At 38.5% G+C, this 24,815-nt stretch carries 21 protein-coding genes and 1 tRNA gene; 21 read left to right on the forward strand and 1 reads right to left on the reverse strand.

All coding sequences use genetic code 11. The annotated features are described in order from the left end of the window. Positions 1-4 precede the first annotated feature (4 nt). The 4 genes from ascF (at position 5) to P3G65_RS03885 (ending at position 5,325) form a co-directional block, all read left to right on the forward strand. A complete protein-coding gene (gene ascF / locus P3G65_RS03870; protein WP_040086523.1) occupies positions 5-1,891 on the forward strand; it encodes a PTS cellobiose/arbutin/salicin transporter subunit IIBC in 1,887 nt (628 codons plus the stop codon). Next, complete coding sequence (gene ascB / locus P3G65_RS03875) at positions 1,881-3,317, forward strand: 6-phospho-beta-glucosidase (RefSeq protein WP_019335661.1); 1,437 nt, start codon at positions 1,881-1,883, stop codon at positions 3,315-3,317. Before ascF ends, ascB begins: the two co-directional genes overlap by 11 nt. A gap of 44 nt (positions 3,318-3,361) precedes the next feature. Continuing rightward, positions 3,362-4,861, forward strand: coding sequence for a gluconokinase (gene gntK, locus P3G65_RS03880; protein ID WP_165719105.1), 1,500 nt, complete (start codon positions 3,362-3,364; stop codon positions 4,859-4,861). Between the two features lie 71 nt (positions 4,862-4,932). Beyond that, complete coding sequence (locus P3G65_RS03885) at positions 4,933-5,325, forward strand: arsenate reductase ArsC (RefSeq protein ID WP_019335659.1); 393 nt, start codon at positions 4,933-4,935, stop codon at positions 5,323-5,325. Positions 5,326-5,367: 42 nt separating this feature from the next. Here P3G65_RS03885 and P3G65_RS03890 read toward each other — a convergent pair whose 3' ends face one another. After that, positions 5,368-6,453 carry a Xaa-Pro peptidase family protein gene (locus P3G65_RS03890; protein WP_017368973.1) on the reverse strand — a complete coding sequence of 362 codons (1,086 nt, stop codon included), beginning with the start codon at positions 6,451-6,453 and terminating at the stop codon, positions 5,368-5,370. A gap of 202 nt (positions 6,454-6,655) precedes the next feature. On the opposite strand from P3G65_RS03890, the gene ccpA reads away from it, so the two are divergent. From ccpA to alr, 17 genes are all read left to right on the forward strand, one after another. Continuing rightward, positions 6,656-7,651 (forward strand): catabolite control protein A, encoded by a 996-nt coding sequence (gene ccpA / locus P3G65_RS03895; protein WP_019293765.1) that lies wholly within the window; start codon positions 6,656-6,658, stop codon positions 7,649-7,651. A 204-nt stretch (positions 7,652-7,855) separates the two neighbouring features. After that, on the forward strand, positions 7,856-8,056 hold the full coding sequence (locus P3G65_RS03900; protein ID WP_003135419.1) for a cold-shock protein: 201 nt from the start codon (positions 7,856-7,858) through the stop codon (positions 8,054-8,056). 171 nt (positions 8,057-8,227) lie between these two features. Then, positions 8,228-8,301: transfer RNA gene (locus P3G65_RS03905), tRNA-Met, on the forward strand. Positions 8,302-8,418: 117 nt separating this feature from the next. Then, positions 8,419-9,108, forward strand: coding sequence for a type I 3-dehydroquinate dehydratase (gene aroD, locus P3G65_RS03910; RefSeq protein ID WP_019291981.1), 690 nt, complete (start codon positions 8,419-8,421; stop codon positions 9,106-9,108). A 111-nt stretch (positions 9,109-9,219) separates the two neighbouring features. Continuing rightward, on the forward strand, positions 9,220-10,515 hold the full coding sequence (purB, locus tag P3G65_RS03915) for an adenylosuccinate lyase (RefSeq protein WP_019291982.1): 1,296 nt from the start codon (positions 9,220-9,222) through the stop codon (positions 10,513-10,515). A gap of 141 nt (positions 10,516-10,656) precedes the next feature. Beyond that, positions 10,657-10,980 carry a metalloregulator ArsR/SmtB family transcription factor gene (locus P3G65_RS03920; RefSeq protein WP_019291983.1) on the forward strand — a complete coding sequence of 108 codons (324 nt, stop codon included), beginning with the start codon at positions 10,657-10,659 and terminating at the stop codon, positions 10,978-10,980. A gap of 12 nt (positions 10,981-10,992) precedes the next feature. Next, complete coding sequence (locus P3G65_RS03925; RefSeq protein WP_040086508.1) at positions 10,993-13,026, forward strand: heavy metal translocating P-type ATPase; 2,034 nt, start codon at positions 10,993-10,995, stop codon at positions 13,024-13,026. A gap of 70 nt (positions 13,027-13,096) precedes the next feature. Next, entirely contained in the window at positions 13,097-13,903 is an 807-nt protein-coding gene (locus P3G65_RS03930) for a DUF817 domain-containing protein (RefSeq protein WP_019291985.1), read from the forward strand. Positions 13,904-14,039: 136 nt separating this feature from the next. Continuing rightward, positions 14,040-15,818 (forward strand): excinuclease ABC subunit UvrC, encoded by a 1,779-nt coding sequence (uvrC, locus tag P3G65_RS03935; protein ID WP_019291986.1) that lies wholly within the window; start codon positions 14,040-14,042, stop codon positions 15,816-15,818. A 113-nt stretch (positions 15,819-15,931) separates the two neighbouring features. Continuing rightward, positions 15,932-16,279, forward strand: coding sequence for a YxeA family protein (locus P3G65_RS03940; RefSeq protein WP_019291987.1), 348 nt, complete (start codon positions 15,932-15,934; stop codon positions 16,277-16,279). A 102-nt stretch (positions 16,280-16,381) separates the two neighbouring features. Beyond that, the gene (gene mutY / locus P3G65_RS03945; protein ID WP_019291988.1) at positions 16,382-17,455 is read left to right on the forward strand and encodes an A/G-specific adenine glycosylase; all 1,074 of its coding nucleotides are present in this window, start codon (positions 16,382-16,384) and stop codon (positions 17,453-17,455) included. A 110-nt stretch (positions 17,456-17,565) separates the two neighbouring features. Beyond that, positions 17,566-18,972, forward strand: a complete 1,407-nt coding sequence (pepV, locus tag P3G65_RS03950; protein ID WP_017368994.1) for a dipeptidase PepV — start codon at positions 17,566-17,568, stop codon at positions 18,970-18,972. A 242-nt stretch (positions 18,973-19,214) separates the two neighbouring features. Continuing rightward, positions 19,215-20,276: a MupG family TIM beta-alpha barrel fold protein gene (locus tag P3G65_RS03955; RefSeq protein WP_019291989.1), complete on the forward strand. Its 1,062-nt coding sequence runs from the start codon at positions 19,215-19,217 to the stop codon at positions 20,274-20,276. Continuing rightward, positions 20,273-21,163, forward strand: a complete 891-nt coding sequence (gene murQ, locus P3G65_RS03960) for an N-acetylmuramic acid 6-phosphate etherase (protein ID WP_019291990.1) — start codon at positions 20,273-20,275, stop codon at positions 21,161-21,163. The genes P3G65_RS03955 and murQ overlap by 4 nt, the downstream gene beginning before the upstream one ends. A gap of 23 nt (positions 21,164-21,186) precedes the next feature. Further along, entirely contained in the window at positions 21,187-23,112 is a 1,926-nt protein-coding gene (locus P3G65_RS03965; protein WP_019291991.1) for a glucose PTS transporter subunit IIA, read from the forward strand. A 103-nt stretch (positions 23,113-23,215) separates the two neighbouring features. After that, entirely contained in the window at positions 23,216-23,578 is a 363-nt protein-coding gene (acpS, locus tag P3G65_RS03970) for a holo-ACP synthase (protein WP_019291992.1), read from the forward strand. Between the two features lie 22 nt (positions 23,579-23,600). After that, entirely contained in the window at positions 23,601-24,713 is a 1,113-nt protein-coding gene (gene alr / locus P3G65_RS03975) for an alanine racemase (protein WP_019293757.1), read from the forward strand. The last annotated feature ends 102 nt before the right edge of the window (positions 24,714-24,815 follow it).

Consider the following 24,815-nt stretch of genomic DNA (forward strand, 5'->3'; position numbering starts at 1 on the left):
GAAAATGGCGCAAGATTTTAATATAATGGCGGAGACTATTCTGCAAGCAATAGGTGGAGTCGAAAATGTTGAAAATTTAACACATTGTATGACACGACTACGTTTTATCTTAAAAGACGAAAGCAAAGCAGATGATGATAAAGTAAAAAACATCAATGGGGTAATGGGGCTTGTCAAGCAAGGCGGGCAATACCAAATTATTGTTGGCAACAATGTAGCCGCAGCTTACGCAGCTATCTTAAAAAAAGGTGTTGCTGGCGGTGCTGTGGCGAACGAGTCAGGTAAACCGAAAGAAAAATTAACCTTGAAAAAAATAGGAACAAACATCCTTGATGCCATTATTGGAACTATGTCTCCTTTGATACCAGCTATTATTGGCGGTTCAATGATTAAGTTGCTCGCGATGCTTTTGGAAATGACGGGGATTCTAAGTATTGATGGTTCAACCTATAACATCTTGAATACCATTGGGGATGCTTCATTTTTCTTTTTACCACTATTAGTCGCTGTTTCTGCTTCTAAAAAATTTGGCTCAAACACTTACTTAGCGATGGCTATCGCTGGTCTAATGGTACATCCGGTCTTTATGGAATGGATGGCAAAGGCTGCTGAGGGTACTACTGTAACTTTTGCGATGATCCCTATGACATCTGTAAAGTACACTTATACTATTATTCCCGCTATCGTGATGACATGGCTCCTTAAATATATTGAAAATTATGTTGATAAAATCACGCCTGTGGTAACGAAAAACTTTTTGAAGCCAATGCTTATCCTACTTGTAGCAGCACCAATCGCTATACTTTTAGTAGGTCCAGCAGGAGTTTGGTTAGGGACAGCTATTTCTAATGGTGTGTTCTTTATTCATGATAAACTAGGGTGGTTAGCAGTAGCCATTGTTGGCGCACTGTGGCCGTTGCTTGTCATGACAGGAATGCACCGCGTCTTCACACCGACAATTGTACAGACTATTGCGGATACAGGTGTTGAGGGAATGGTTATGCCATCAGAAATTGGTGCCAACCTCTCATTAGGCGGTGTTTCTCTAGCAGTTGCTTTGAAAACAAAAAATAGAGAATTACGGCAAACAGCTTTAGCTGCAGCATCTTCAGCTATCATTGCAGGGATTACTGAGCCCGCACTTTATGGTGTAGCTGTACGTTTGAAACGACCGATGATTGCCTCAGTGATTACAGGTTTTGTTGCCGGAGCTGTAGCTGGAATGGCAGGACTTGCCAGCCACTCAATGGCCGCTCCAGGTTTGTTTACGAGTGTTCAATTTATTGACCGTGATAATCCAATGACCATCGCTTGGGTAGCTATCGTGATGATTCTCTCCATTGTATTGTCATTTGTCTTAACCTTGGTTATCGGGTTTGATGATTTGCCTGTGGAAGAAGAAAACTTAAAAGAAATCCATCTGGATCAAGTTGCTCAGACTGTAAGTATTAAATCTCCAGTAACTGGAAAAGTTAAAAAACTTTCAGAAGTTGCAGATGAGGTCTTTTCAAAAGAAGTATTGGGTAAAGGCTTTGCGGTTGTACCAAGTAATGGACAAATTGTTTCACCAATCACAGGGACGGTTACAGCTGTTTTTCCAACAAAACATGCCATTGGAATTACCAGTGATAAAGGATTAGAAGTTTTGGTCCATATTGGTATCGATACAGTAACTTTAGAAGGCAAAGGTTTTACTTCAAACATCAAAATGGGCGATAAAATTTACCAAGGAACTCCAATAGTAGAAGTTGATTTAGCACTGATTGAAGCAGCAGGACTTGCCACAGATACGATAGTTGTTGTGACAAATTCTGCAGAATATGCGAATTTTGCGCTTTTAGAAAAGGATGAAGTCAGTGAGGGAGAGGTAATTTTAGACGTTGAAAAATAAAAAAGAAGCAGGAAAATTTCCTAAAGATTTTCTTTGGGGTGGAGCTATTGCGGCAAACCAAGCTGAAGGAGCATGGTTAGAAGGGGGGAGAGGAGCCAGTAATATTGATATGCTGCCTTTAGGTGAAAAACGCTTGCCCGTTAAATTAGGTGAAATTTCTCATCCAATCTTAGAGGAATCAGAATTTTACCCCAGTCATCAAGGCATTGATTTTTATCACCGCTATAAACAAGATATAGCACTGCTCGCAGAAATGGGATTAAAAATATTCCGCACATCAATCTCTTGGTCTCGTCTTTTTCCCAAGGGTGATGAAAGTGAGCCTAACAAAGAGGGGATAGCCTACTATCGTCAAATGTTTGCAGAGTGTAAAAAGTATGACATGGAACTTTTGGTAACCTTAGGACATTTTGACGTTCCGATGGGATTAGTTGAAAAATATGGCTCTTGGCGCGACCGTAAAATGATTACCTTTTTCGAGAGATACGCTCGGACATGTTTTGATGAGTTTGGAGACGATGTAAAGTACTGGATTACTTTTAATGAAATAAATATCATTCTACATAGCCCCTTTTCAGGAGCAGGATTGGCCTTCCAAACAGGTGAAAATAAAGCGCAAGTAATCTATCAGGCTGCCCATCATATGCTCCTTGCAAGTAGTTTGGCTGTGAAAGCTGCACATAAATTGGATAAGGATTTACAAATCGGATGTATGATTGCTGGAGGTGCATTTTATCCCTATTCCTGTAAACCTGAGGATGTCTGGCAAGCCTTGCAAGATGAACAGATGAATACATTTTTTACGGATATTCAAGCTCGAGGGTATTATCCTTCTTACACACAGAGGATTTTCCGCGAAAAAAATATCGAGTTAAAGATGGAAGTTGGTGACGAAGACATCTTGAAGCACACTGTGGACTTCGTTTCTTTTAGTTACTACGCTTCGCGATGTTCAGTTGCAAGTTTTGATGATTTAGAAGTTAATGCAGGAAATGTGGTCAAGTCGGTGAAAAATCCATATCTAAAAACAAGTCAGTGGGGGTGGGCTGTTGATCCACTTGGGTTAAGGATTACCATGAATCAAATTTATGATCGCTATCAAAAACCTATTTTTATAGTTGAAAATGGATTGGGAGCGTCGGATAAGATTGTTGATGGAAAAATCAATGATGATTACCGTATTGCGTATTTAAAAGAGCATATCAAAGCGATGGCAGACGGTATTTCCGATGGAATACCCTTGATGGGTTATATCGTTTGGGGAGTCATTGACTTAGTTGCAGCTTCCACAGGCGAGATGAGTAAAAGATATGGTATGATTTATGTGGATAGAAAAAATGATGGATCAGGCTCGCTTGCACGGATGAAGAAAAAGTCGTTTGATTGGTATAAGTCTGTTATTGCATCAAATGGAAATGATTTATAAAATAAAAAGGCAATGGAGACTTGCCTTTTTTTGAAAGGAAACACATGGATTATTTAATAGGTATAGATTTAGGTACCACTGCGACAAAAGCAGTTCTCTTTGATCAATCAGGGATTCAGATCGCCACAAGTTCTCAGTCTTACCCACTTTATCGTGATGCCCAAGGAATGGCAGAAGAAGATTTAGAGGAGATATTTACTGCGATGATAAGTGTTGTTGAAAAAATAACACGCCAAATAAAAACAGGAGACTCTATTTTAGCATGTTCTTTCAGCACCCAAATGCATGCCTTGATTGCCTTTGATCAGGAATGGCAGCCTTTAACGCGTGTCTTAACTTGGGCAGATACTAGAGCTGAAAAATACAGTAACGATTTAAAAAGTGAAGATACTTCAAATGCTATATATCATAAAACAGGAACACCTTTACATCCGATGTCGCCTCTTGCTAAACTATTATGGCTCAAGAATGAAAGAAAAGAGATTTTCAAAAATGCAGCGCATTTTATGGATCTCAAAGGCGCAATCTTTCAACGCATTTTCCAAAGTAATACGATGGATCTATCAATTGCTACAGGTACAGGTTTTTTTAACAATCAGAAAATGACCTGGGACGATGATATTTTAGATCTGTTAGGTATTTCAAAAACACAACTTCCTAAAATCGTATCACCTTATGCAATAGAGAAAGGTTTACCAGAAAAATGGATACGAAAGATGGGGCTTTCACCAGATACCGTTTTTGTATATGGCGCTGGCGATGGTCCTATGTCAAACTTAGGTGTTGGGGCAATTAAAAAAGGTGAATTGGCAATTACAGTAGGTACTTCAGGCGCCCTTCGCATGGTAAGTGATGTACCTCAGCTAGATGAAGCAGCGAGAACTTTTAGTTACGCACTTGATGAAGACCATTGGGTAAATGGTGGAGCGGTAAATTCTGGAGGCGATGTTTTTCGGTGGTTAAAAGACAACGTACTTAAGAAGTCTTATGACTTTGCAGCGATTACTGACTTAGCAAGAGGTGTGTCTCCAGGTTCGGATGGATTAATCTTTCATCCTTATCTAGGTGGAGAACGAGCACCATTGTGGAATGCAGCAGCTAGGGCTTCTTTTTTTGGACTTAGCTATCGTCATACAACAAGTCACATGGCGCGTGCAGTTCTTGAGGGCATTTCCTTTAACTTGCGTATGTTAGAAGAGACACTCACAGAAAATTCAGCATGTCCTAAAATAATAAAAGTTACGGGAGGTTTTTCTCAGTCGGAGCTTTGGTTGCAAATTCTTGCGGACATTTTTGAGTTACCAATAACGGTTCAAAAAGACCATGAGGCGGGATGCTTTGCAGCACAGATCATGGCTCAAAAAGCTTTGGGGAGGATTGATAGTATTGAAGATGTTGCTAGTGGAACGATGGAAATAGTTTATAAGCCTCAGCCAGAAAATTTTAAATACTACCGCGCTTTATACCCTCTCTTCAAAAATTTAACACAAGAGTTTGCGAAAAGCTATGCCGAAATAGCTAAATACCAGCAAGAATTTTCATAAGCTCCGTACAGTTTGAGCGAGTACCGGGGAAAATAGTGTATAATATGTAAAAATAGTTGAGGAGAGTTACTATGGTCAAAATCGCATTTATCTGTGTGCATAATTCTTGCCGTTCACAAATTGCAGAAGCTTTGGGGAAAAAATTAGCTGGGGATAAGTTTGAGTTTTACTCTGCGGGTACTGAGATAAAGCCACAAATTAATCAAGATGCTGTCCGTTTGATGAAAGAAATCTATGACATAGACATGGAAAAAACACAAAGTTCAAAGCTCTTACAGGATATTCCACCTGTGGATATTGTGATTACGATGGGATGTAACGTTGGCTGTCCTTATCTTCCTTGTCAATATAGGGAAGACTGGGGCTTAGAAGATCCAACAGGTCAAAGTGATGCAGTCTTTAAGGATATCATCCAGCAAATTGAAACGAAAGTACTTGCTTTAAGAAAACGAGACTTTGGTTAATAAAAAAAGCACTGATTCAGTGCTTTTTCATTTCTGATGATTTTAGAAAATCATCAATTCTTTATTTGTTTTAGTTAAAGGCTCACATCCTGTTTCAGTAACATAGAGACAGTCCTCGATACGTACGCCAACTTTACCTGGGATATAAATTCCTGGTTCATCAGAGAAGCACATGCCTTCTTCGATGATGATGTCCTCAGAACCACCAATAGATGGGAATTCATGGACATCCATACCGATACCGTGTCCAAGGCGGTGGACAAAGTATTCGCCATAACCAGCTTTAGTAATCACATCGCGGGCTACTTTATCAATTTCAAGTGCAGATACACCAGGTTTTACGAAGTCCATAGCAGCCATTTGTGCTTCAAGTACGATTTTGTGGATATCGGCATCAAAATCAGAAGGTTTACCGATTGAGATAGTACGTGTAGCATCAGAAGCGTAGCCATTTTTCATCACACCGAGGTCAAAGAGCAAGAGTTTATTATCTTGAATTTTGACATCTTCTGGCATACCGTGAGGATTAGCTGCACGAGCGCCTGAGAGTACGATTGTTTCAAAACTCATTTGAGGTACGCCCATACGCTTCATTTCGTATTCGATTTTTGCAACAACATCTGTTTCTGTACGATCTGAATTTGCATATTCAAAACCAATTTCGAAACATTTATCTGCGTAATCCCCAGAAATTTTCATTTTTTCGATTTCATCGGCAGATTTGATCAAACGCATACGTTCTACCAATGGTGTCAAGTTGACAAATTCAACACCAGAAAATTGAGATTTGAGCCCTTCAGTTTTTGACAAAGGGATGTCAGAAAATTCGACTGCAATTTTTTGGATATTTTTTGATCCCAAATGTTCTTTTACAACAGCCCACGGATTTTGTGAATCTTCATAGCCAAAAATATCAAAGCCAGTAGTGTTTTCTTTGGCTTTTTCTACCTCCAAAGCTGGAGTGAAGAGAGATGGCGCTTTATCCGGGAAAACCATCAAACCAGCAATACGTTCATGCGGGTCAATGGCAAGACCTGTTAAATAATTCAAGGTCGTAGGATTGGTGATGAAAGTCATGTCGACTTCATTTTCGTTCAGAAAATTAGAGATACGTTCGAGTTTGCTCATAGTATCCACCTTTCTATAATTATTATCTCTATTGTACGCTAAATTCTGAAAAAAATCATGTGCGACAATATCTACAATATACTACCAAAAATTATTGAAACGGTTTTCAAAAAGTGATATAATTAAATTTGGAAAAACTTTTCATAAATATTAAAAGATATAAAAAACAGACAAAGATTATTATAATTGAGGTTTAAAAAGAATGGAAGAATCAACAACAACAATTTATGACGTTGCTCGAGTTGCGGGCGTGTCAATGGCTACCGTAAGTCGTGTAGTCAATGGTAACGCCAACGTCAAAGAGAAAACACGTCAAAAAGTCCTTGATGCAATTGAAGAATTGGACTACCGTCCAAATGCGGTTGCACGTGGATTGGCAAGCAAACGTACAACGACAGTTGGGGTTGTTCTCCCAACAATCACGTCGCCATATTTTGCTGAAATCGCTCGAGGCATTGATGATATTGCTTCAATGTACAAGTATAATGTCATTCTCGCAAATAGTGATGGTGATGAAGAAAAAGAACTTAAAGTTATTGAAAGTCTCTTTTCTAAGCAAGTTGATGGTATTGTTTATATGGGCAGCTTCATGACAGAAAAAGTTCGTAAACAGCTTAAATCAACCCGTACACCGATTGTTCTTGCTGGAATGATTGATGTTGACAAACAAATGTCATCTGTAAATATCGATTATCATCTTGCAGCACACCAAACAACTGCTGAACTGGCAAAAAACAATAAACGTATTGCTTTTGTGTCAGGTTCTTTAGAAGAAGTTGAAAATACAGAACGTATGGTTGGTTATCAAGAAGCTTTGAATGAAGCTGGCATTGATTTTGACGAGTCACTTGTCTTTGAAGGTAATTACACTTTTGAAAATGGACAAGCTTTAGCAGAACAAATGCTTGCCAAGAAAATTAATGCTGCCATCGTGTCTTATGATACTGTAGCAGTTGGCTTACTCAATGCTTTGCTCTCAAAAGGTATCAAAGTTCCTGAGGATTTCGAAATTATCGCAGGTTCAAACAGCCCGATTACAGCATACACTTACCCAGGTTTGACTTCTGTCAATCAACCGCTTTATGACTTGGGTGCAGTTTCAATGCGTTTGTTGACAAAACTTATGCACAAGGAAGAAGTTGAGGAAAACCAATTGATCCTCGCTCATCAAATCATTAATCGTGGTTCGACAAAATAAAAAACAAAAGATACAGTGATGTATCTTTTTTTATGGTCTCTAAGAGTAAGCTATAGCTTTGTTTTAACCATGAAGAGGAGAAGCGATTTGACTTTCTGGACAAAGCATGATACTATTAAGAGGTAAATTTAGTCTAAGTTATATATTTTTAATGTTTTCTTTCACATAATGATTTACAAATATGACGAAAGGAAAATATATACTATGACAAAAGGAACTGTAAAATGGTTTAACGACTCTAAAGGTTTTGGTTTCATCACTGCTGAAGATGGTACTGATGTGTTTGCACACTTCACTCAAATTCAAAGCGATGGCTTCCGTAAACTTGAAGAAGGCGAAAAAGTTACATTTGATATTGAACAAGGTCAACGTGGCCCTCAAGCATCAAACATTACTAAAGCATAATGATAAGGCACTCTTGGGAGTGCTTTTTTTATTTTAAAGTGCAAGATTAGGACTTTAGCTAAAAGTGTGTTACAATAGGTGTACCATTTGGATACATCCATAATGGAAGATCTCGTCCACTCAGTTATAGCGTGACTTTGGGATAGTTCAAATTTCTTCCATTTTTATTAGCGCGGGATGGAGCAGCTAGGTAGCTCGTCGGGCTCATAACCCGAAGGTCGTAGGTTCAAATCCTGCTCCCGCAATTGAGATATAGATTCCTGTTTTTCAGGGATTTTTTATTTATTTCAATTGAAAAAATATCTTCAGTGACGTTCAGGATTATGTTTGGTACGCATGCAAATGTATGCTAAACTTAAAATATGAGGAAAACGAAAATTGTAGTACCCGTTCTTCCGACAACAGTGGCGGAAGTACAGGAATTAAACGTAGAAAAGTACAGAAAGGCTGACATTATTGAATGGCGGGCGGATTTTTTGGGAGATATAGAAAGCATTCTTCAGGCTGCGCCTTTTATCTTTGAGAAATTTAAAGATTTTTCCCTTCTTTTTACTGTACGCACAGCCAATGAAGGCGGCAATATCTCCATTTCTAAAAAAGATTATGTCACTCTTTTAAAAAAAGTAGCCAAATTGGGCCCAGATTATATTGATATCGAATATTTTTCCTATCGAAAAGCCTTACCACAGCTACTTGAATTTAAAGAAAAAATTGTCTTGTCTTATCATAACTTTTTCGAGTCACCTACAGATTTAACTGCTCGAATGATGAAAATGCAAAGAGAAGAAACAGGCTTTGTAAAAGTGGCGATTATGGCACAACGCGAGTGTGATGTTTTGGATTTGCTACAGATTACACGTGATTTTACGATGGAATATGGACCAAAATTTATCGGTATTGCAATGGGAGAACTGGGTAAAATTTCCCGCGTTGCCGGAGGTTTGACCGGATCTGTATGGACTTTTGTGGCACTCGATAAGGAAGAAGGAAGTGCTCCCGGGCAATTGACATTACCTCAGATGCTGGATGTTCTTGATGCCTTAGAAGCTTAACATTCGTCTTTTCCACATATTCCGTCAATAAATTGAGAATATTAGAGAAATTCCCGAAAAAATTTCTCCAAAATGGTATAATTTATAGTAAGTTAGAAATTTGGAGGAACTATGGTTATCAATCGTTACAGTCGCCCAGAAATGGCGGCAATCTGGTCGGATGAAAACAAGTATAAGGCGTGGCTTGAAGTCGAAATTCTTGCGGATGAAGCTTGGGCTGAACTCGGAGAAATTCCAGCAGAAGATGTAAAAAAAATTCGTGAAAAAGCAAGTTTTGATGTTGATCGTATCTTGGAGATTGAAAAAGAAACGCGCCACGATGTGGTTGCCTTTACGCGTGCTGTTTCTGAAACACTTGGCGAGGAAAGTAAGTGGGTACACTATGGACTTACTTCAACCGATGTTGTAGATACAGCTTATGGCTATCTCTACAAGCAGGCTAATGATATTATCCGGCGTGATTTGGCTAACTTTTTGGAAATTATTGCTGATAAAGCGCGTGAGCACAAGTACACTGTATGTATGGGACGTACGCACGGTGTCCATGCAGAACCAACAACTTTTGGCCTTAAATTAGCAACTTGGTATTCTGAAATGAAGCGTAATATCGAGCGTTTCGAACATGCAGCTAAAGGGGTTGAAGCGGGTAAAATTTCTGGTGCTGTAGGTACATTTGCCAATATCCCGCCTTTTGTTGAAGAATATGTATGTGGCAAACTTGGAATTCGTCCACAAGAGATTTCGACACAAGTATTACCCCGTGATTTACATGCAGAATACTTTAGTACACTGGCACTGATTGCGACTTCGATTGAGCGTATGGCGACAGAGATTCGTGGTCTTCAAAAATCAGAACAACGTGAAGTAGAAGAGTTCTTCGCTAAAGGTCAAAAAGGTAGCTCAGCAATGCCACACAAACGTAATCCAATTGGTTCTGAAAATATGACTGGCTTGGCGCGTGTTATTCGTGGACATGTTGTGACAGCCATGGAAGATGTTGTTTTGTGGCATGAACGTGACATTTCACACAGCTCGGCAGAGCGTATCATTACCCCAGATACAACTGAATTAATCAACTATATGTTAAACCGTTTTGGTAATATTGTTAAAAATCTGACTGTATTCCCAGAAAATATGAAGCGTAATATGGATGCAACTTTTGGATTGATCTATAGTCAACATGTTATGCTTATGCTTATTGAAAAAGGAATGACACGTGAAGAAGCTTACGATTTGGTTCAACCATTGACAGCAAAAGCTTGGGATGAACAAATCATGTTCCGCCCACTGGTAGAAAGCAATGAAAAAATCCGTGAAAAACTGACAGATGAAGATATTGATGCAGCTTTTGATTATAATTATCATTTGTCACGTGTAGATGTCATCTTTGAACGTCTTGGTTTGTAAAAATAATAAGATCCTAACACTTTCGTTTAGGATTTTTTTGTACAAAAAATTTAGATTTGAATAGATTTAAACAATTCAGTATTGACTAATATGAGTAAGTTTGATAACATATTAGTACAAACTAATATAAAGAGATGAATAATGAATTTAACCGAAAAACGTCAAAAAGTGATTCATGCCTTATCTAATACGACAAGGCTTAATGTCCTTGAAGCATTACGTGAAAAGGAAATGACAGTCACAGAACTACTTAATAAAACTAAATCAGGACAATCTAATCTCTCGCAACATTTATCATGTTTGCGTGATTGTGGGTTAATCACAAGTCGCAAAGAAGGAAAATATATTTATTATTCCTTGACAACCCCTGAGCTTAACCATTTACTAGAAGTCATTGATGCTACAGTTGAGTCAATGCACTGGTCCCCAACAGAAGATATCCATTGTGATACATATATAAAATAAAAGGAGTTTCATATGTTTAAATCTACTCAAAACAAGGCAACACATGATGCACGCTGTGTAAAAGGTACATGTAATTGCCTCAATCACAAAGCCAAAGCAGCTCTTACTACTGCTGAAGAGAGTGAGGGCTCAAGTAGCTCAGAAGTCACAGGGAGTTCTGACGATTCAGACCCTGCCTGTTGCAACACAACAATACATCTAAATACGAGTTTAGATGAAGGTGAAGAAGAGGGTAAATATGAGCTGTTGATTATTATCATCACCGCTTTATTATTGGCCGCCTTAAGCTTTTTAGACTTTACACCACAGTTTAAAACCCCACTTTTCATTTTAACCTATTTGTTGATTGGGCACAGTGTTTTGCTCAAAGCAATCAAACAATTGCTTAAAGGAGATATTTTTAACGAATTCTTCCTCATGAGTATTGCGACTGTCGGGGCATTTGCTTTAGGAGAATATGCTGAAGCAGTTGCTGTTATGCTTTTTTATCAAGTCGGAGAATATTTCCAAGATCGTGCGATTGGGAACAGTAAAAAGTCAATCACCGCTTTGATGGACCTTCGACCAGAAGTTGCGACTGTTAAGCGACAAGGAAAACTTATTGATATGTCTCCAGAAGAAGTCAATATCGGTGAAGTTATACAAGTGAAGCCTGGAGAAAAAGTACCACTTGATGGTCTTGTATTATCGGGAAAATCAAGCGTTAATACAGCAGCTTTGACTGGTGAATCACTGCCACGTGAGGTGAGCAAGGGAGAAGAAGTTCTTTCAGGTTTTTTGAATATTAATAGTCTGCTGGAGATCAAAGTTGAAAAAACGTTTGGGGAATCATCAGTATCTAAAATTTTAAATCTCGTTGAGAATGCTCAAGAAAATAAAGCACCGACTGAACAATTCATTTCAAAATTTGCACGTTACTATACTCCAGTTGTGGTATTTGCAGCAGCGATAATCGCTCTAGTACCCCCACTTTTCTTCCAGCAAGATTGGTCAGACTGGTTAACACGCGCCTTTACGTTTTTAATTATTTCGTGTCCTTGTGCGATGGTAGTTTCCATTCCCCTTGGATTCTTTGCTGGGATTGGCACCGCATCCAAAAACGGTATTTTAGTTAAAGGGGGTAATCACCTTGAAGCTATGACCAAGATAAAACATGTGCTCTTTGATAAAACAGGTACGTTGACACAAGGGAACTTTAAAGTTACTCAAGTTTTTCCAGCAGAAGATGTTGCACGAGAAGATTTACTCTATCTGGGAGCTATCGGTGAACTTAACTCCACCCATCCCTTGGGACTTGCGCTTAAAGAAAACCAAAACTTAGATACAGTAAATGTAACAGAGTCGGAAGAAATTTCAGGTCATGGTACACGTACAATCTATGAGAGTGATGAGATTCTTGTCGGAAATGCAAAACTGATGAAAATGTACAACGTTAACTTTACCGAAAGCAACGCCTTAGGTTCTTTGATTTATGTTGCTAAAAATGGTATATATCAAGGCGTTATCCTTGTAGCGGATGTCCTTAAAGAAGATGCTGAAGAAGCAATTGCGGCTTTGAACCAGCTTCACATTTCCCAAACGATGCTGACAGGCGATAGTGAAAAAGTTGCCGCTCAGGTTGCTGGGAAACTGAACATCACGGATTATCATGCCAATCTTTTACCGGAGGATAAAGTTGCTTTGTTAGAGCAAGTAATTGCAAAAGGTGATGGTCTTACCGCTTTTGTTGGTGATGGAATTAACGATGCACCAGTTATTGCGCGTGCTGATATCGGTTTTGCGATGGGGGGATTAGGCTCTGATGCTGCGATTGAAACAGCTGACGTGGTTTTAATGACAGATAAACCATCAAGTATCGCGAAGTCTGTTAAAATCGCCAAGAAAACTAAACGACTTGTGGTCCAAAATATCGTTTTAGCTCTTGGTGTAAAAGCCGTTTTCCTGATCCTTGCGGTCTTTGGTATTGCCACGATGTGGGAAGCAGTTATCGCAGATGTTGGAGTAACACTCATCGCTATATTGAATGTTTTAAGACTCTTAAAATAAGACGAAACTCCCAAGATGGGAGTTTTTTTGCGCTTGCTTTTATCAGATGAAAATATGCTAAAATAAGGACATGAATGGTTTAAAAAACGGTGTGATCTTGCTTTTCAACTTTGCAAAAATCCAAGCCGCTTGTTGTCTCTTTCCACTTGCCGTTTTTGCTACCTTAGCAATAACACGTGGATTGACTTTTCCCAATATCCCACGTTATGATTTAATCTTTGTGATTTTACTTGTGTTTCAAGTTTTGATGGTTAAATTAAAATTTGAAACACTTGAAGAGTTAAAAATTATTTGCTTGTTTCATATCTTAGGGTTAATTTTAGAGATTTTTAAAGTCAATATCAGCCATAGTTGGACCTACCCTGAGCCGGCTTACTTAAAAATTTGGAATGTCCCTTTTTACTCGGGGTTTATGTATGCCAGTGTCGGGAGTTATGTTGTTCAATCGTGGAAAAAGTTGCAGCTAAATGTGGAATATTGGCCGCCATTAGGGCTTAGTTTTGGCTTATCCACAGTTTTGTATCTGAACTTTTTTACCAATTATTTCTTCCATGATTTACGGTATTTTATTATTCTGGCTATTGTCTTAATCTTTTGGCGCACTCAGTTCACTTTTTGTATTAATGGAAGAAAAAGATATAAAATGAAGGCACTCTTCTCTTTTGCTTTGATTGGCTTCTTTATCTACATAGCTGAAAATATTGCTTCATTTTTTAATGCTTACCGGTATCCTAATCAAGCAGAAACCTGGCATCTCGTAGGATTTGGGAAAATGTCTTCATGGTTTTTACTGGTCATTGTCAGTATTGTTTTAGTCGTTAATCTCAAATTAAAGCAGTCATCGAGAGAAAATAAGTTAATAAAAAAGACAAGGTAAAACTTGTCTTTTTTGTTTAAGTAGGAAGGTTTATAAAACATTGCACAATGCCGCAATCATAAAAAGAAACAATTCCCTTCACGACAGATAGTTCCAATTCATGATTAGCCCCTCCAGAATATGCTATAATAAGACCATGAATAACACGATTAAAGCAAAGCTGGAGCTCTTACCGGATAGTCCAGGATGCTACTTACATAAAGATAAAAATGGGACAGTTATCTATGTAGGGAAGGCGAAAAATCTGAAAAACCGCGTACGCTCCTATTTTCATGGCTCCCACAATACAAAAACTGAGCTTTTAGTCAGTGAGATAGAAGATTTAGAATGGATTGTTGTTGAATCAAACATTGAGTCTTTGGTTCTTGAAATTAACTTAATTCAACGTTACAAGCCCAAATATAATATCATGCTTAAGGATGATAAATATTATCCTTTTCTCATGATTACAAATGAAAAATATCCACGTTTGATGATTACACGTCGTGTCAAAAAAGATGGGGCAATGTATTTTGGACCTTATCCCGATGTTAAAGCAGCCAATGAAGTTAAGCGCCTCTTAGACCGCATCTTTCCTTTTAGAAAATGTGGTTTGCATGAAAAGAAAGTTTGTTTCTACTATCATATCCATCAGTGTCTTTGTCCAGTCGTTAATCATGTAGACCCTCAAGTTTATAAAGATATGGCTCAGGAAGTGAAGCATTTTTTAACGGGTGATGATAAAAAAATCATCAATGAACTTAAAGCAAGAATGTTTGCAGCTTCGGAAAAAATGGAATTCGAGCAAGCTGCAGAATACCGTGATGTGATTAATTCTATCGGTACTTTGAGAACAAAACAACGTGTCATGAACCACGATTTAAAAGATCGTGATGTTTTTGGTTACTATGTAGATAAAGGTTGGATGTGTGTGCAGGTTTTCTTTGTACGACAAGGTAAAATGATTCAACGTGATGTCAATATGTTCCCTTATTACAATGATGCAGAAGATGATTTCTTAACTTATATCGGACAGTTTTATCAAGAAGCTGAACACATGGTACCTAAAGAAATTTTAGTACCCTCAGGAATTGATGTAGAGGCTGTTGAAGCGGTAACTCAAACAAAAGTTCTCAAACCAAGTCGTGGAGAGAAGAAGCAACTTGTAGCAATGGCGACTAAGAATGCACGCACACAATTACAATTAAAATTTGACCTCCTTGAAAAAGACCTGATTAAAACTCAAGGTGCTATCGAAAATCTCGGTAAAATTCTCAACATTCCTACACCAGTTAGAATCGAATCGTTCGATAACTCTAACATAATGGGGACCTCACCTGTCTCGGCAATGGTTGTCTTTATTAATGGCAAGCCCTCAAAGAAAGATTATCGGAAATATAAGATCAAAACTGTCGAAGGTGCCGATGATTACGCATCAATGCGTGAAGTGATTACAAGACGTTATAGTCGAGCCATGCGTGAAGGGACTGCTTTACCTGACTTGATTGCAATGGATGGTGGTGCAGGTCAAGTCAATGCAGCCAAGGCCATTCTGCAAGAGATAGGGTTAGATATTCCTGTTGCAGGTATGGCTAAAAATGATAAACACCAAACCAGTGAGTTACTTTTTGGTGATCCTTTGGAAGTTGTGCCATTGAGTCGACAATCGCAAGAATTCTTTCTCCTTCAACGCATTCAAGATGAAGTTCACCGATTTGCGATTACTTTCCATCGGCAAGTACGTGGGAAAAATACCTTTTCTTCAAAACTGGATGGTATTACAGGTCTTGGACCAAAACGTAAGCAAAAATTAATGACGACCTTCAAGTCACTTAAAGCCATTTCTGAGGCTGATGTTGCTCAAGTCGCTGAAGCAGGTGTACCTTATGAGGTCGCTGAAAGGGTAAAGGAAGTTTTGGGAAAAGAAAATTATTAATTCTTTCAGAAAAAATTCTCTCAACGAGGGATTTTTTTATTACAAAAGTGTAAGAAATTTGCTTTAAATTAGGAGTAAAATAGTTTTGAAAATAAAAATTGAGGTATAAATAAATGAAAAAAATATTGGTGACTCTTATTGCTGGAGCATTGTTGATTATTGGTGGCGGCTATACTTGGTATAATTACGAATATGGCGGTCAAGAATATTATGTTCAGATACACACAGATGGGGATAAAATTTCGAGCAAAACTACTGATGGTGGAACTTGGCAGGGATTTAACTATAAACAAAAAGGTTATGCAGATTCTGGCAAAGAAAAGGATCTAGAATTTACTTCAATTCATAATCTCAAGCATGATGCTTATTTGAAAGTTACTTATAATAATAAGAATGGTGTGACTAAATGGGAAGAAGTTCAAAGAAAAGATGTGCCCCAAAAAGCATTGAATAATATTTAATTAGCAAGCCTGTTTAGGACAGGTTTTTTTGTTCCCCAGATAAAGTCCTCTTTAAGAGCTTACTATTTGACTTTGTTTTATATAAATTTAATAATAGAGCTTATGAATAAAACCGAAATAGAAAAGTTCCAGCAGGATTTATTAGGATGGTACAATATTCACAAAAAGCCTTTGCCGTGGCGTAAAAATACAGAGGCTTATTCTGTTTGGATTTCTGAAATCATGTCTCAACAAACACAGGTTGAAACAGTAATGCCCTATTATCTGCGCTTCATGGAGAAGTATCCTCAGATTGAGGATTTGGCAGCCGCAGATGATGATGAGCTGCTGAAACTTTGGGAAGGGTTGGGTTATTACTCGCGCGCTCGTAATTTAAAAATTGCAGCTCAGCAAGTCATGACAGAATTTGATGAGCAATTTCCTAAACAGCTAAAAGACATTCAAAGTTTGCAGGGGATTGGTCCTTACACAGCAGCGGCTATTGCTTCGATTTCTTTTGGCTTACCTGAACCGGCCATTGATGGAAATTTGATGCGCGTGACCAGTCGATTATTTGAGATTGAATCAGATATTTCTAAGGCTGCTTCGCGGAAAATATTTGATGAAAAGCTGAGAGAGCTAATCTCGGAAGAAAATCCCGGAGATTTTAACCAAGCACTCATGGACATAGGTTCCATGGTTTGTACGCCCAAAATTGCCAAGTGTGAGATTTGCCCCTTAGCTGCGTATTGCCAAGCCAGACCTAAAGGTACGCAACTGAAGTATCCTGTCAAAAGTAAAAAGATTAAGCAGCAGCATATTTACTACAATGCTTATGCATTAAAAAATTCGCAAGGCGAATACTATCTACAAAGACGTCCTAGCACAGGTTTACTTGCTAATATGTGGACTTTCCCTATGCAGGAGATATCTAAAGAAGAATTCAATAATGATAGGTTAGCGCCGCCAACAAATGTGCCAGATAGCATCTCACGCATGACAAAAGTTGGAGAAATCACACATGTTTTTTCTCACTTGAAGTGGTTTGTTCAAATTATTGAATGTATCCCTGAGGAAAATTTTATTGTTCAAGAAGAAAAACTGGATGAAAATCAACTTTGGGTAAAATTGACGGACCTTTCAAAAGTCGCTCTGCCTACACCACAAGTCAAAATGTTTAAGTTTTTTAAAGACTAGTTTTCACTTTATAAATGCAAACGTTTTACTTTTTTGGTATAATTATAGGAGTTTAGAAAACCGACTTTTTGTGAATATATTATCAAGAAGTCAAAATAATGGAGGCAATCATGACAACTATTGATTTTACTGCAGAAGTAGAAAAGCGCAAAGACGCAATGCTCGAAGATTTGTTTGAACTTCTTCGTATCGATTCAGCAATGGACATGGACAATGCGGACAAAGAAAACCCATTTGGCCCTGGACCTCGTAAAGCCCTTGACAAATTTTTGGAATTGGCTGAACGTGATGGCTACCAAACTAAAAACTATGATAACTATGTTGGTCACTTTGAATACGGAGAAGGTGATGAAGTTTTAGGCATCTTCGGTCACTTGGATGTTGTACCTGCCGGTTCTGGTTGGGATTCAAACCCATTTGAACCTGAAATCCGTAATGGAAACCTTTACGCACGTGGAGCTTCAGACGATAAAGGCCCAACTATGGCTTGTTACTATGGTTTGAAAATCTTGAAAGACCTTGGTGTGCCATTATCTAAAAAAATCCGCTTCATCGTTGGTACAAACGAAGAAACAGGTTGGAAAGATATGGATTACTACTTTGAACACTGTGAATTGCCATTGCCAGATTTCGGATTCTCTCCAGATGCTGAGTTCCCAATCATCAATGGTGAAAAAGGTAACGTTACAGAGTACCTTCACTTTGACGGAAAAAATGCTGGTGCTGTAGTACTCCACTCTTTCAAAGCTGGTTTGGCTGAAAATATGGTCCCTGAATCTGCAACTGCAGTAATCTCAGGTGCGACAGACCTCCAAGCAAAATTGGAAGCATTTGTTGCTGAAAATGCAGACAAAAACTTACGCTTTGACCTTGAAGAATCTGACGGTAAAGCAACAGTAACGGTCTATGGTAAATCTGCACACGGTGCAATGCCATTTAAAGGGATTAACGGTGCAACTTACCTTGCTAAATTCCTTAACCAATTTGACTTTGAAGCAGGTGCAGCTGCATACATCAAACTTGCTGCTGAAACATTGATTGATGACCATGAAGGTGAAAAATTAGGTACAGCCTACAATGATGACCTTATGGGTGCAACTTCAATGAACGCTGGTGTTTGGAACTTTGACGAAAACGGTGAAGGTACAATTGCATTGAACTTCCGTTTCCCACAAGGTACTGACCAACACAAAATCAAAGCAGTTCTTGAAGCTCTTGAAGGCGTAAAAGAAGTGACTATGAACGATCACGTGATGGAACCTCACTACGTACCAATGGAAGATGAACTCGTTTCTACATTGATCAGTGTTTATGAAAAACACACTGGCCTTAAAGGTTACGAAACAGTAATCGGTGGTGGTACATTTGGTCGCCTCCTTAAACGTGGTGTTGCTTATGGCGCAATGTTTGAAGGTGAAGAAGATACAATGCACCAAGCAAATGAATACAAACCATTGGATGCTCTCTTCAAATCAGCAGTTATCTATGCTGAAGCAATTTACGAATTGGCTAAATAATATGAGAAAATTAAAATCCCCCTTATCGGGGATTTTTTTATTATTTTTTACATGAAATTTCATTCCATTATTTAAAAAACGATTCAAGATAAATTCAGTTAAACAACGGTTTTACAGGATTTATCTTTTTTATTTAAAAATAATGTGGAAAAATTTAAGTAAATTGTTGAAATGAAATTTTGGATATGTTAAAATGAATGCGTTAACAAAAGAAATAAAGTTTCAGAGATAGAGAGGTGTTTATGTTTGGCTTTTCAATTTTTATGAATGAAGATCTTACTGCAAAAGATATTCATTATATAAAAAGTATGAAACAAGCAGGATTCAAGGGGATATTTACTTCAATGCATATTCTTGAAGATGATGCTCAAGCGTATAAAATGCGCTTAGAAAAATTAGGAGCTTGTGCTAAAGCAAACCAATTGGAGCTGATGGTAGATATTTCAGGTGAAGCTCTAGAACGTGCAGGTTACTCATTTGATCATTTAGAAGAACTTACTCACCATGGTGTCGCAGGTTTACGGATGGATTATCATATTGACAATAAACAGATTGCCAAAGCCAGCCATAAAATGAAGATTAGTTTAAATGCCAGCACGTTGGTAGAAGATGAGATAGAGGAACTAAGAAGATTAGGAGCTAACTTCTCTAATTTAGAAGCTTGGCACAACTATTATCCTCGCCCTGAAACTGGGCTGGATACGGAATATTTGCTCAAGCAGAATCAATGGTTGCAAAAATATGGTCTTAAGCGAGTTGGTTTTGTTGCTGGCGATGCTCAGAAACGTTTACCTTTAAGACTTGGACTTCCGACACTCGAAAAGCATCGGGATAGACATCCGCTGGCTGCGGCTCTTGATTTATTAAAGTATGAGACGGATGAAGTTTATATTGGCGATGGAGATTTAGCAGCAACAACGATTGATCAGTTTGAAAATTATATGCAGTGGGATAAAATAGTTTTACATGTAGAAAACCATGATTCAGCTTATTTTACGTCAGTTTTAGGAGAACATGACAATAGAAATGATCAATCTCCTGACTTGATAAGAAGTGCAAATGCCCGCTTTAAGAAGGTTGAACAAATTCAAAAAGAACATACAGAAAAGCGCAACAAAGGGGCGGTAACACTGGATAATGAACTTTATGGACGCTACATGGGTGAAACACAAGTGTGTAAAAAATCACTACCAGCTCACCCTAATATTAACGTTGTAGCGTATGTTATCGAAAAAGACAGAGATTTAATCGATGTAATTTACTCGAAGCAAAAGTTTGAATTAAAAGAAAAGGAAAGAAAATGAATTTAGAAAATTTGACAACAGAACGACGTAATGAAGAAACTTTTGGATTGGACGAAATGTCGGTCTCAACTGCTCTAGAAAAGATGAATAAGGAGGATAAAAAAGTTGCAGAAGCTGTAGAAAAAGCACTTCCGATGATTGAACCAGTTATTGAAAAAACGATTGAAAGTTTCAATCATGGGGGGCGACTTATTTATCTTGGTGCAGGGACAAGTGGACGTCTAGGTGTGCTTGATGCTGCAGAGTGTGTGCCTACTTTTGGTGTTGAAGCAAGCATGGTTGTGGGACTTATTGCAGGTGGAGAAAAAGCAATGACTCTTGCTGTGGAAGGCGCAGAGGATGACCTTGAGCTTGGAAAACAAGACTTGATTGACCTTCAGCTAACCAAAAATGACATGGTGATTGGAATTGCTGCAAGTGGACGTACCCCTTATGTGATTGGTGCGCTTGATTATGCGAAGAGTATTGGTGCACATACAGGTTCTCTAGCATGTAATATGAATGCCGAAATTAGCCAACATGCTGAATTTCCTATTGAAGTAGACTGTGGCGCTGAATTTTTGACAGGATCAACCCGCCTCAAATCAGGTACAGCACAAAAATTAATTTTGAATATGATTTCGACAATAGCGATGATTGGTATTGGAAAAGTATACAACAACTTAATGGTTGATGTGCGTCCAACAAATGAGAAATTAGTGGAGCGCAGCAAACGTATCATTATGGAGGCAACAGATTGTGATTATGAAACAGCAGAAAAAACCTTTATCCAAGCGGGAGAAGATGTTAAGCTGGCGATTGTCATGATTTTAACCAATAGTGCAAAAGATGAGGCGCAGGAAAAACTCGTACAGGCAAAAGGATTCATTAAAAATACATTGAGCTAATAAATAAAAATTAGGAGATGAAGATGGCAGAAGATAAAGTAACACGTATTGCACGGCAAATTTACGAAGAAATTGGTGGACCAGAAAACGTTCAAAGTTTAGTTCATTGTATGACGCGCGTTCGACTTTCAATGATTGACGAAACAAAGGTAAATCTTGAAAAACTTAAAGCTATTGATGGTGTTATGGGAGTTGTTGAAGGTGAAACTCTACAAGTTATCGTTGGACCAGGGACAGTAAACAAGGTAGCCCAAAAAATGGTTGATACTGTGGGTGTTAAGCTTGGCGAACAGTTTCCACACTCAGCAGGACTCAGTCTTGAAGATCGGGCAGCTCAAACCAAAAAGGCAGCCAAGGAAAAATACAATAAACCTTCAAAGATAAAAGAAGTACTGAACTCGATTTCACGTATTTTTACACCGTTGATTCCTGCCTTTGTAGGTGCCGGACTTATTGGTGGTATTGCTTCTATCCTTGCAAACTTAATCACCGCTGGCACGATTGATGGTGCGACTTTTGCACAGATTGTTGCTGTCTTAGGTGTGATTCAAAAGGGTATCTTCGCTTATTTGGTAATCTATGTGGGGATTAATGCAGCGACCGAGTTTGGGGCAACACCTTCACTTGGGGGTGTTATTGGTGCTGTGACTATGTTGACTGGGATTACACCAGAAGCACCAATTAACAATATCTTTACAGGGCAGCCGTTATCTGCACAACAAGGTGGGATTATTGGCGTAATCTTTGCTGTATGGCTTTTATCTCTTGTGGAAAAGAATTTACGGAAAGTTATTCCGGATTCGATTGACATTATCGTTACGCCTACACTTTCTCTCCTTGCTATCGGACTTTTGACGATTTTCTTCATCATGCCTGTTGCGGGAACAATTTCGACATCTTTAGTAGGCGGGATTAACGCTGTACTTAATGTTGGTGGTGGATTTGCTGGCTTCCTCTTAGGTGCTCTCTTCCTGCCAATGGTTATGTTTGGCTTGCATCAAATTCTTACACCGATTCATATTGAAATGATTGACAAAACGGGTTCAACTACCTTGCTTCCAATTCTTGCCATGGCCGGAGCTGGTCAAGTCGGTGCGGCTTTGGCACTCTGGGTACGTTTACGTAAAAATAAAGAATTTGCCGAAATTGTTAAAGGTGCTTTACCTGTAGGTTTCTTAGGCATTGGTGAACCTCTTATTTATGGTGTTACACTTCCGATGGGACGTCCATTTATTACAGCTTGTATTGGTGGAGGTATTGGCGGTGCTATTATCGGGTCACTCGGTCATGTTGGTGCCATTGCTATTGGTCCAAGTGGGATTGCTTTAATACCTTTGATTGCAGATAACCGTTGGTTGATTTACGTATTTGGTTTAATTGGTGGTTACGTTGGTGGTTTTGTTGCTACCTACTTCTTCGGCATTCCTCAATCTGAAAAAGATAAAGCAGACAACTATGTAGACGCAGCAACAGTAGCACAACCTGCTGTTGTAAATCTTGAAAAAACAGTTGCTTCACCGATGTCAGGGAAAATTATTCCTTTAGCGAAAGTAGAAGATGAAGTTTTTTCTAAAGGGATGCTTGGGCAAGGTTTTGGTATTCAGCCTCGTGATGGGAAAGTTTTTGCACCATTTGATGGTACAGTGACGACAGTTTTCCCTACTAAACATGCGATTGGGTTACTTAGTGAGTCCGGTGTAGAAGTGCTTATTCATGTGGGCTTAGATACAGTGTCATTAGAGGGTAAACCCTTCATCACTAAAGTAACGGACGGAAGCAAGGTTACTAAAGGCGACTTGCTTTTAGAAGCAGACTTAAAGATGATTGAAGATGCTAACTTGTCACCAGTAACTTTAGTTGTTGTTACAAATTCTGATGAATTTAAGCACATCTATATCGAAGCTCCTGAAGAAGCGGTTTCTGGTGAGCAAGTCATCATTGCAGAATAAAAAAATAGGTTGAGTGTAAGCTCAGCCTATTTTTAACTCTTTAAGCTTAGAATAAGAAGAATGATTTTAAATAAAGTATCTGAAAATTTGGTATAATAGAAAAATGATCTACGGTATAGGAACAGATAATGTCGAGATATCGCGCATTGTCCAAGCATTGGAACGCAATGATAAATTTGCACAGCGCGTTTTGACAATAAATGAGTTTGCTCATTTTTCAAGTTTTACTTCAAAAAAACGTCAAGCGGAATTCTTAGCAGGACGTTGGGCAGCAAAAGAAGCCTTTTCAAAAGCTTTAGGAACAGGCTTTGATAGTCAGCTTTCCTTTCATCATATAGAAATTTCTAAAAATGAAAAAGGGAAACCATATTTTCTAGAACATCCCTTTGCTGGACAAGCACATTTAAGTATTTCACATAGTAATCTAGAAGCAGTTGCTATGGTTGTTCTTGAAAGCAAAGATTGAGTATAAAAAGAAGGTAAATAATATGAAAGCAGCACCACATCGCCATACACCAGCGATTATTAAATTATCCGCAATTGAAAATAATGTCAAAAAAATGCGCGAACATATCGGTGATAAACCAGAACTTTGGGCTGTTGTAAAAGCGAATGCTTACGGTCACGGAGCAGTTGCTGTTGCGCAGCATATTGATGGTCTTGTGGATGGTTTTTGTGTGTCCAACTTTGATGAAGCCATCGAGTTGCGTCAACAGTTGATTATTAAACCAATACTTGTACTGTCTGGTATTGTACCTGACCATGCAGAAATTGCAGCCAGTCAGCATATTACTTTAACAGCACCAAGTTTAAAGTGGCTCCAACAAGTCATTGATTCAAATAAAAATAAACACTTTTCACGTTTGCGTATCCATATCGCTGTCGATACAGGTATGGGCCGAATCGGTGTGACAACAGCAGAGGAAGCTAATCAAATTATCGAGCTAGCAGACCAATATAATATTAGTGTGCGAGGCATTTTTACACACTATGCCACTGCTGATGAAGAAGATACGACACAGTTTAAAGAACAAAAGGCAAAATTTGATGCCTTAGTTAGTCAATTGAGTCGTCGTCCAAAATATGTCCATTCGACAAATTCAGCGGCTGGCTTGTGGCAAAATCAAGAAGTGCAAGATATTGAACGTATTGGTTTAGCAATGTATGGTTTAAACCCAAGTGGTGATGAACTTGCTCTCCCTTATGAGTTGGAACCTGCTTTGAGCTTGCATTCTGAGTTGACGCACGTTAAAAAGATCCACAAGGGAGACACTGTGGGTTATGGGGCAACTTTCCGTGCAGAAGAAGATACTTATGTAGGGACTGTGTCTATTGGCTATGCGGATGGTTGGACCCGTGATATGCAAGGCTTTAAGGTCATTGTGGATGGGCAATACTGTGAAATTATTGGTCGGATTTCGATGGACCAGATGACGATACGTTTGCCGAAAAACTATGAGATGGGTACACAGGTCACACTGATTGGTAAAAATGGTGATAAAGAGATTACTGTTCAAGATATTGCCAACTGGCGTCATACGATTGGCTACGAAGTTATCTGTCTTTTATCAGATAGAATTTACCGTGTCTATGAAGAATAAAAGCTGCTTTTGTGCGGCTTTTTTTCATTACATTTTCATTTAAAAATAAGTCCTAAGTTGAGTAATTTGACAATGACTTTAAAAATGATATAATTATATTAA

The organism is Lactococcus sp. bn62 (assembly GCF_029492705.2).
GTDB lineage: Bacteria > Bacillota > Bacilli > Lactobacillales > Streptococcaceae > Lactococcus > Lactococcus petauri.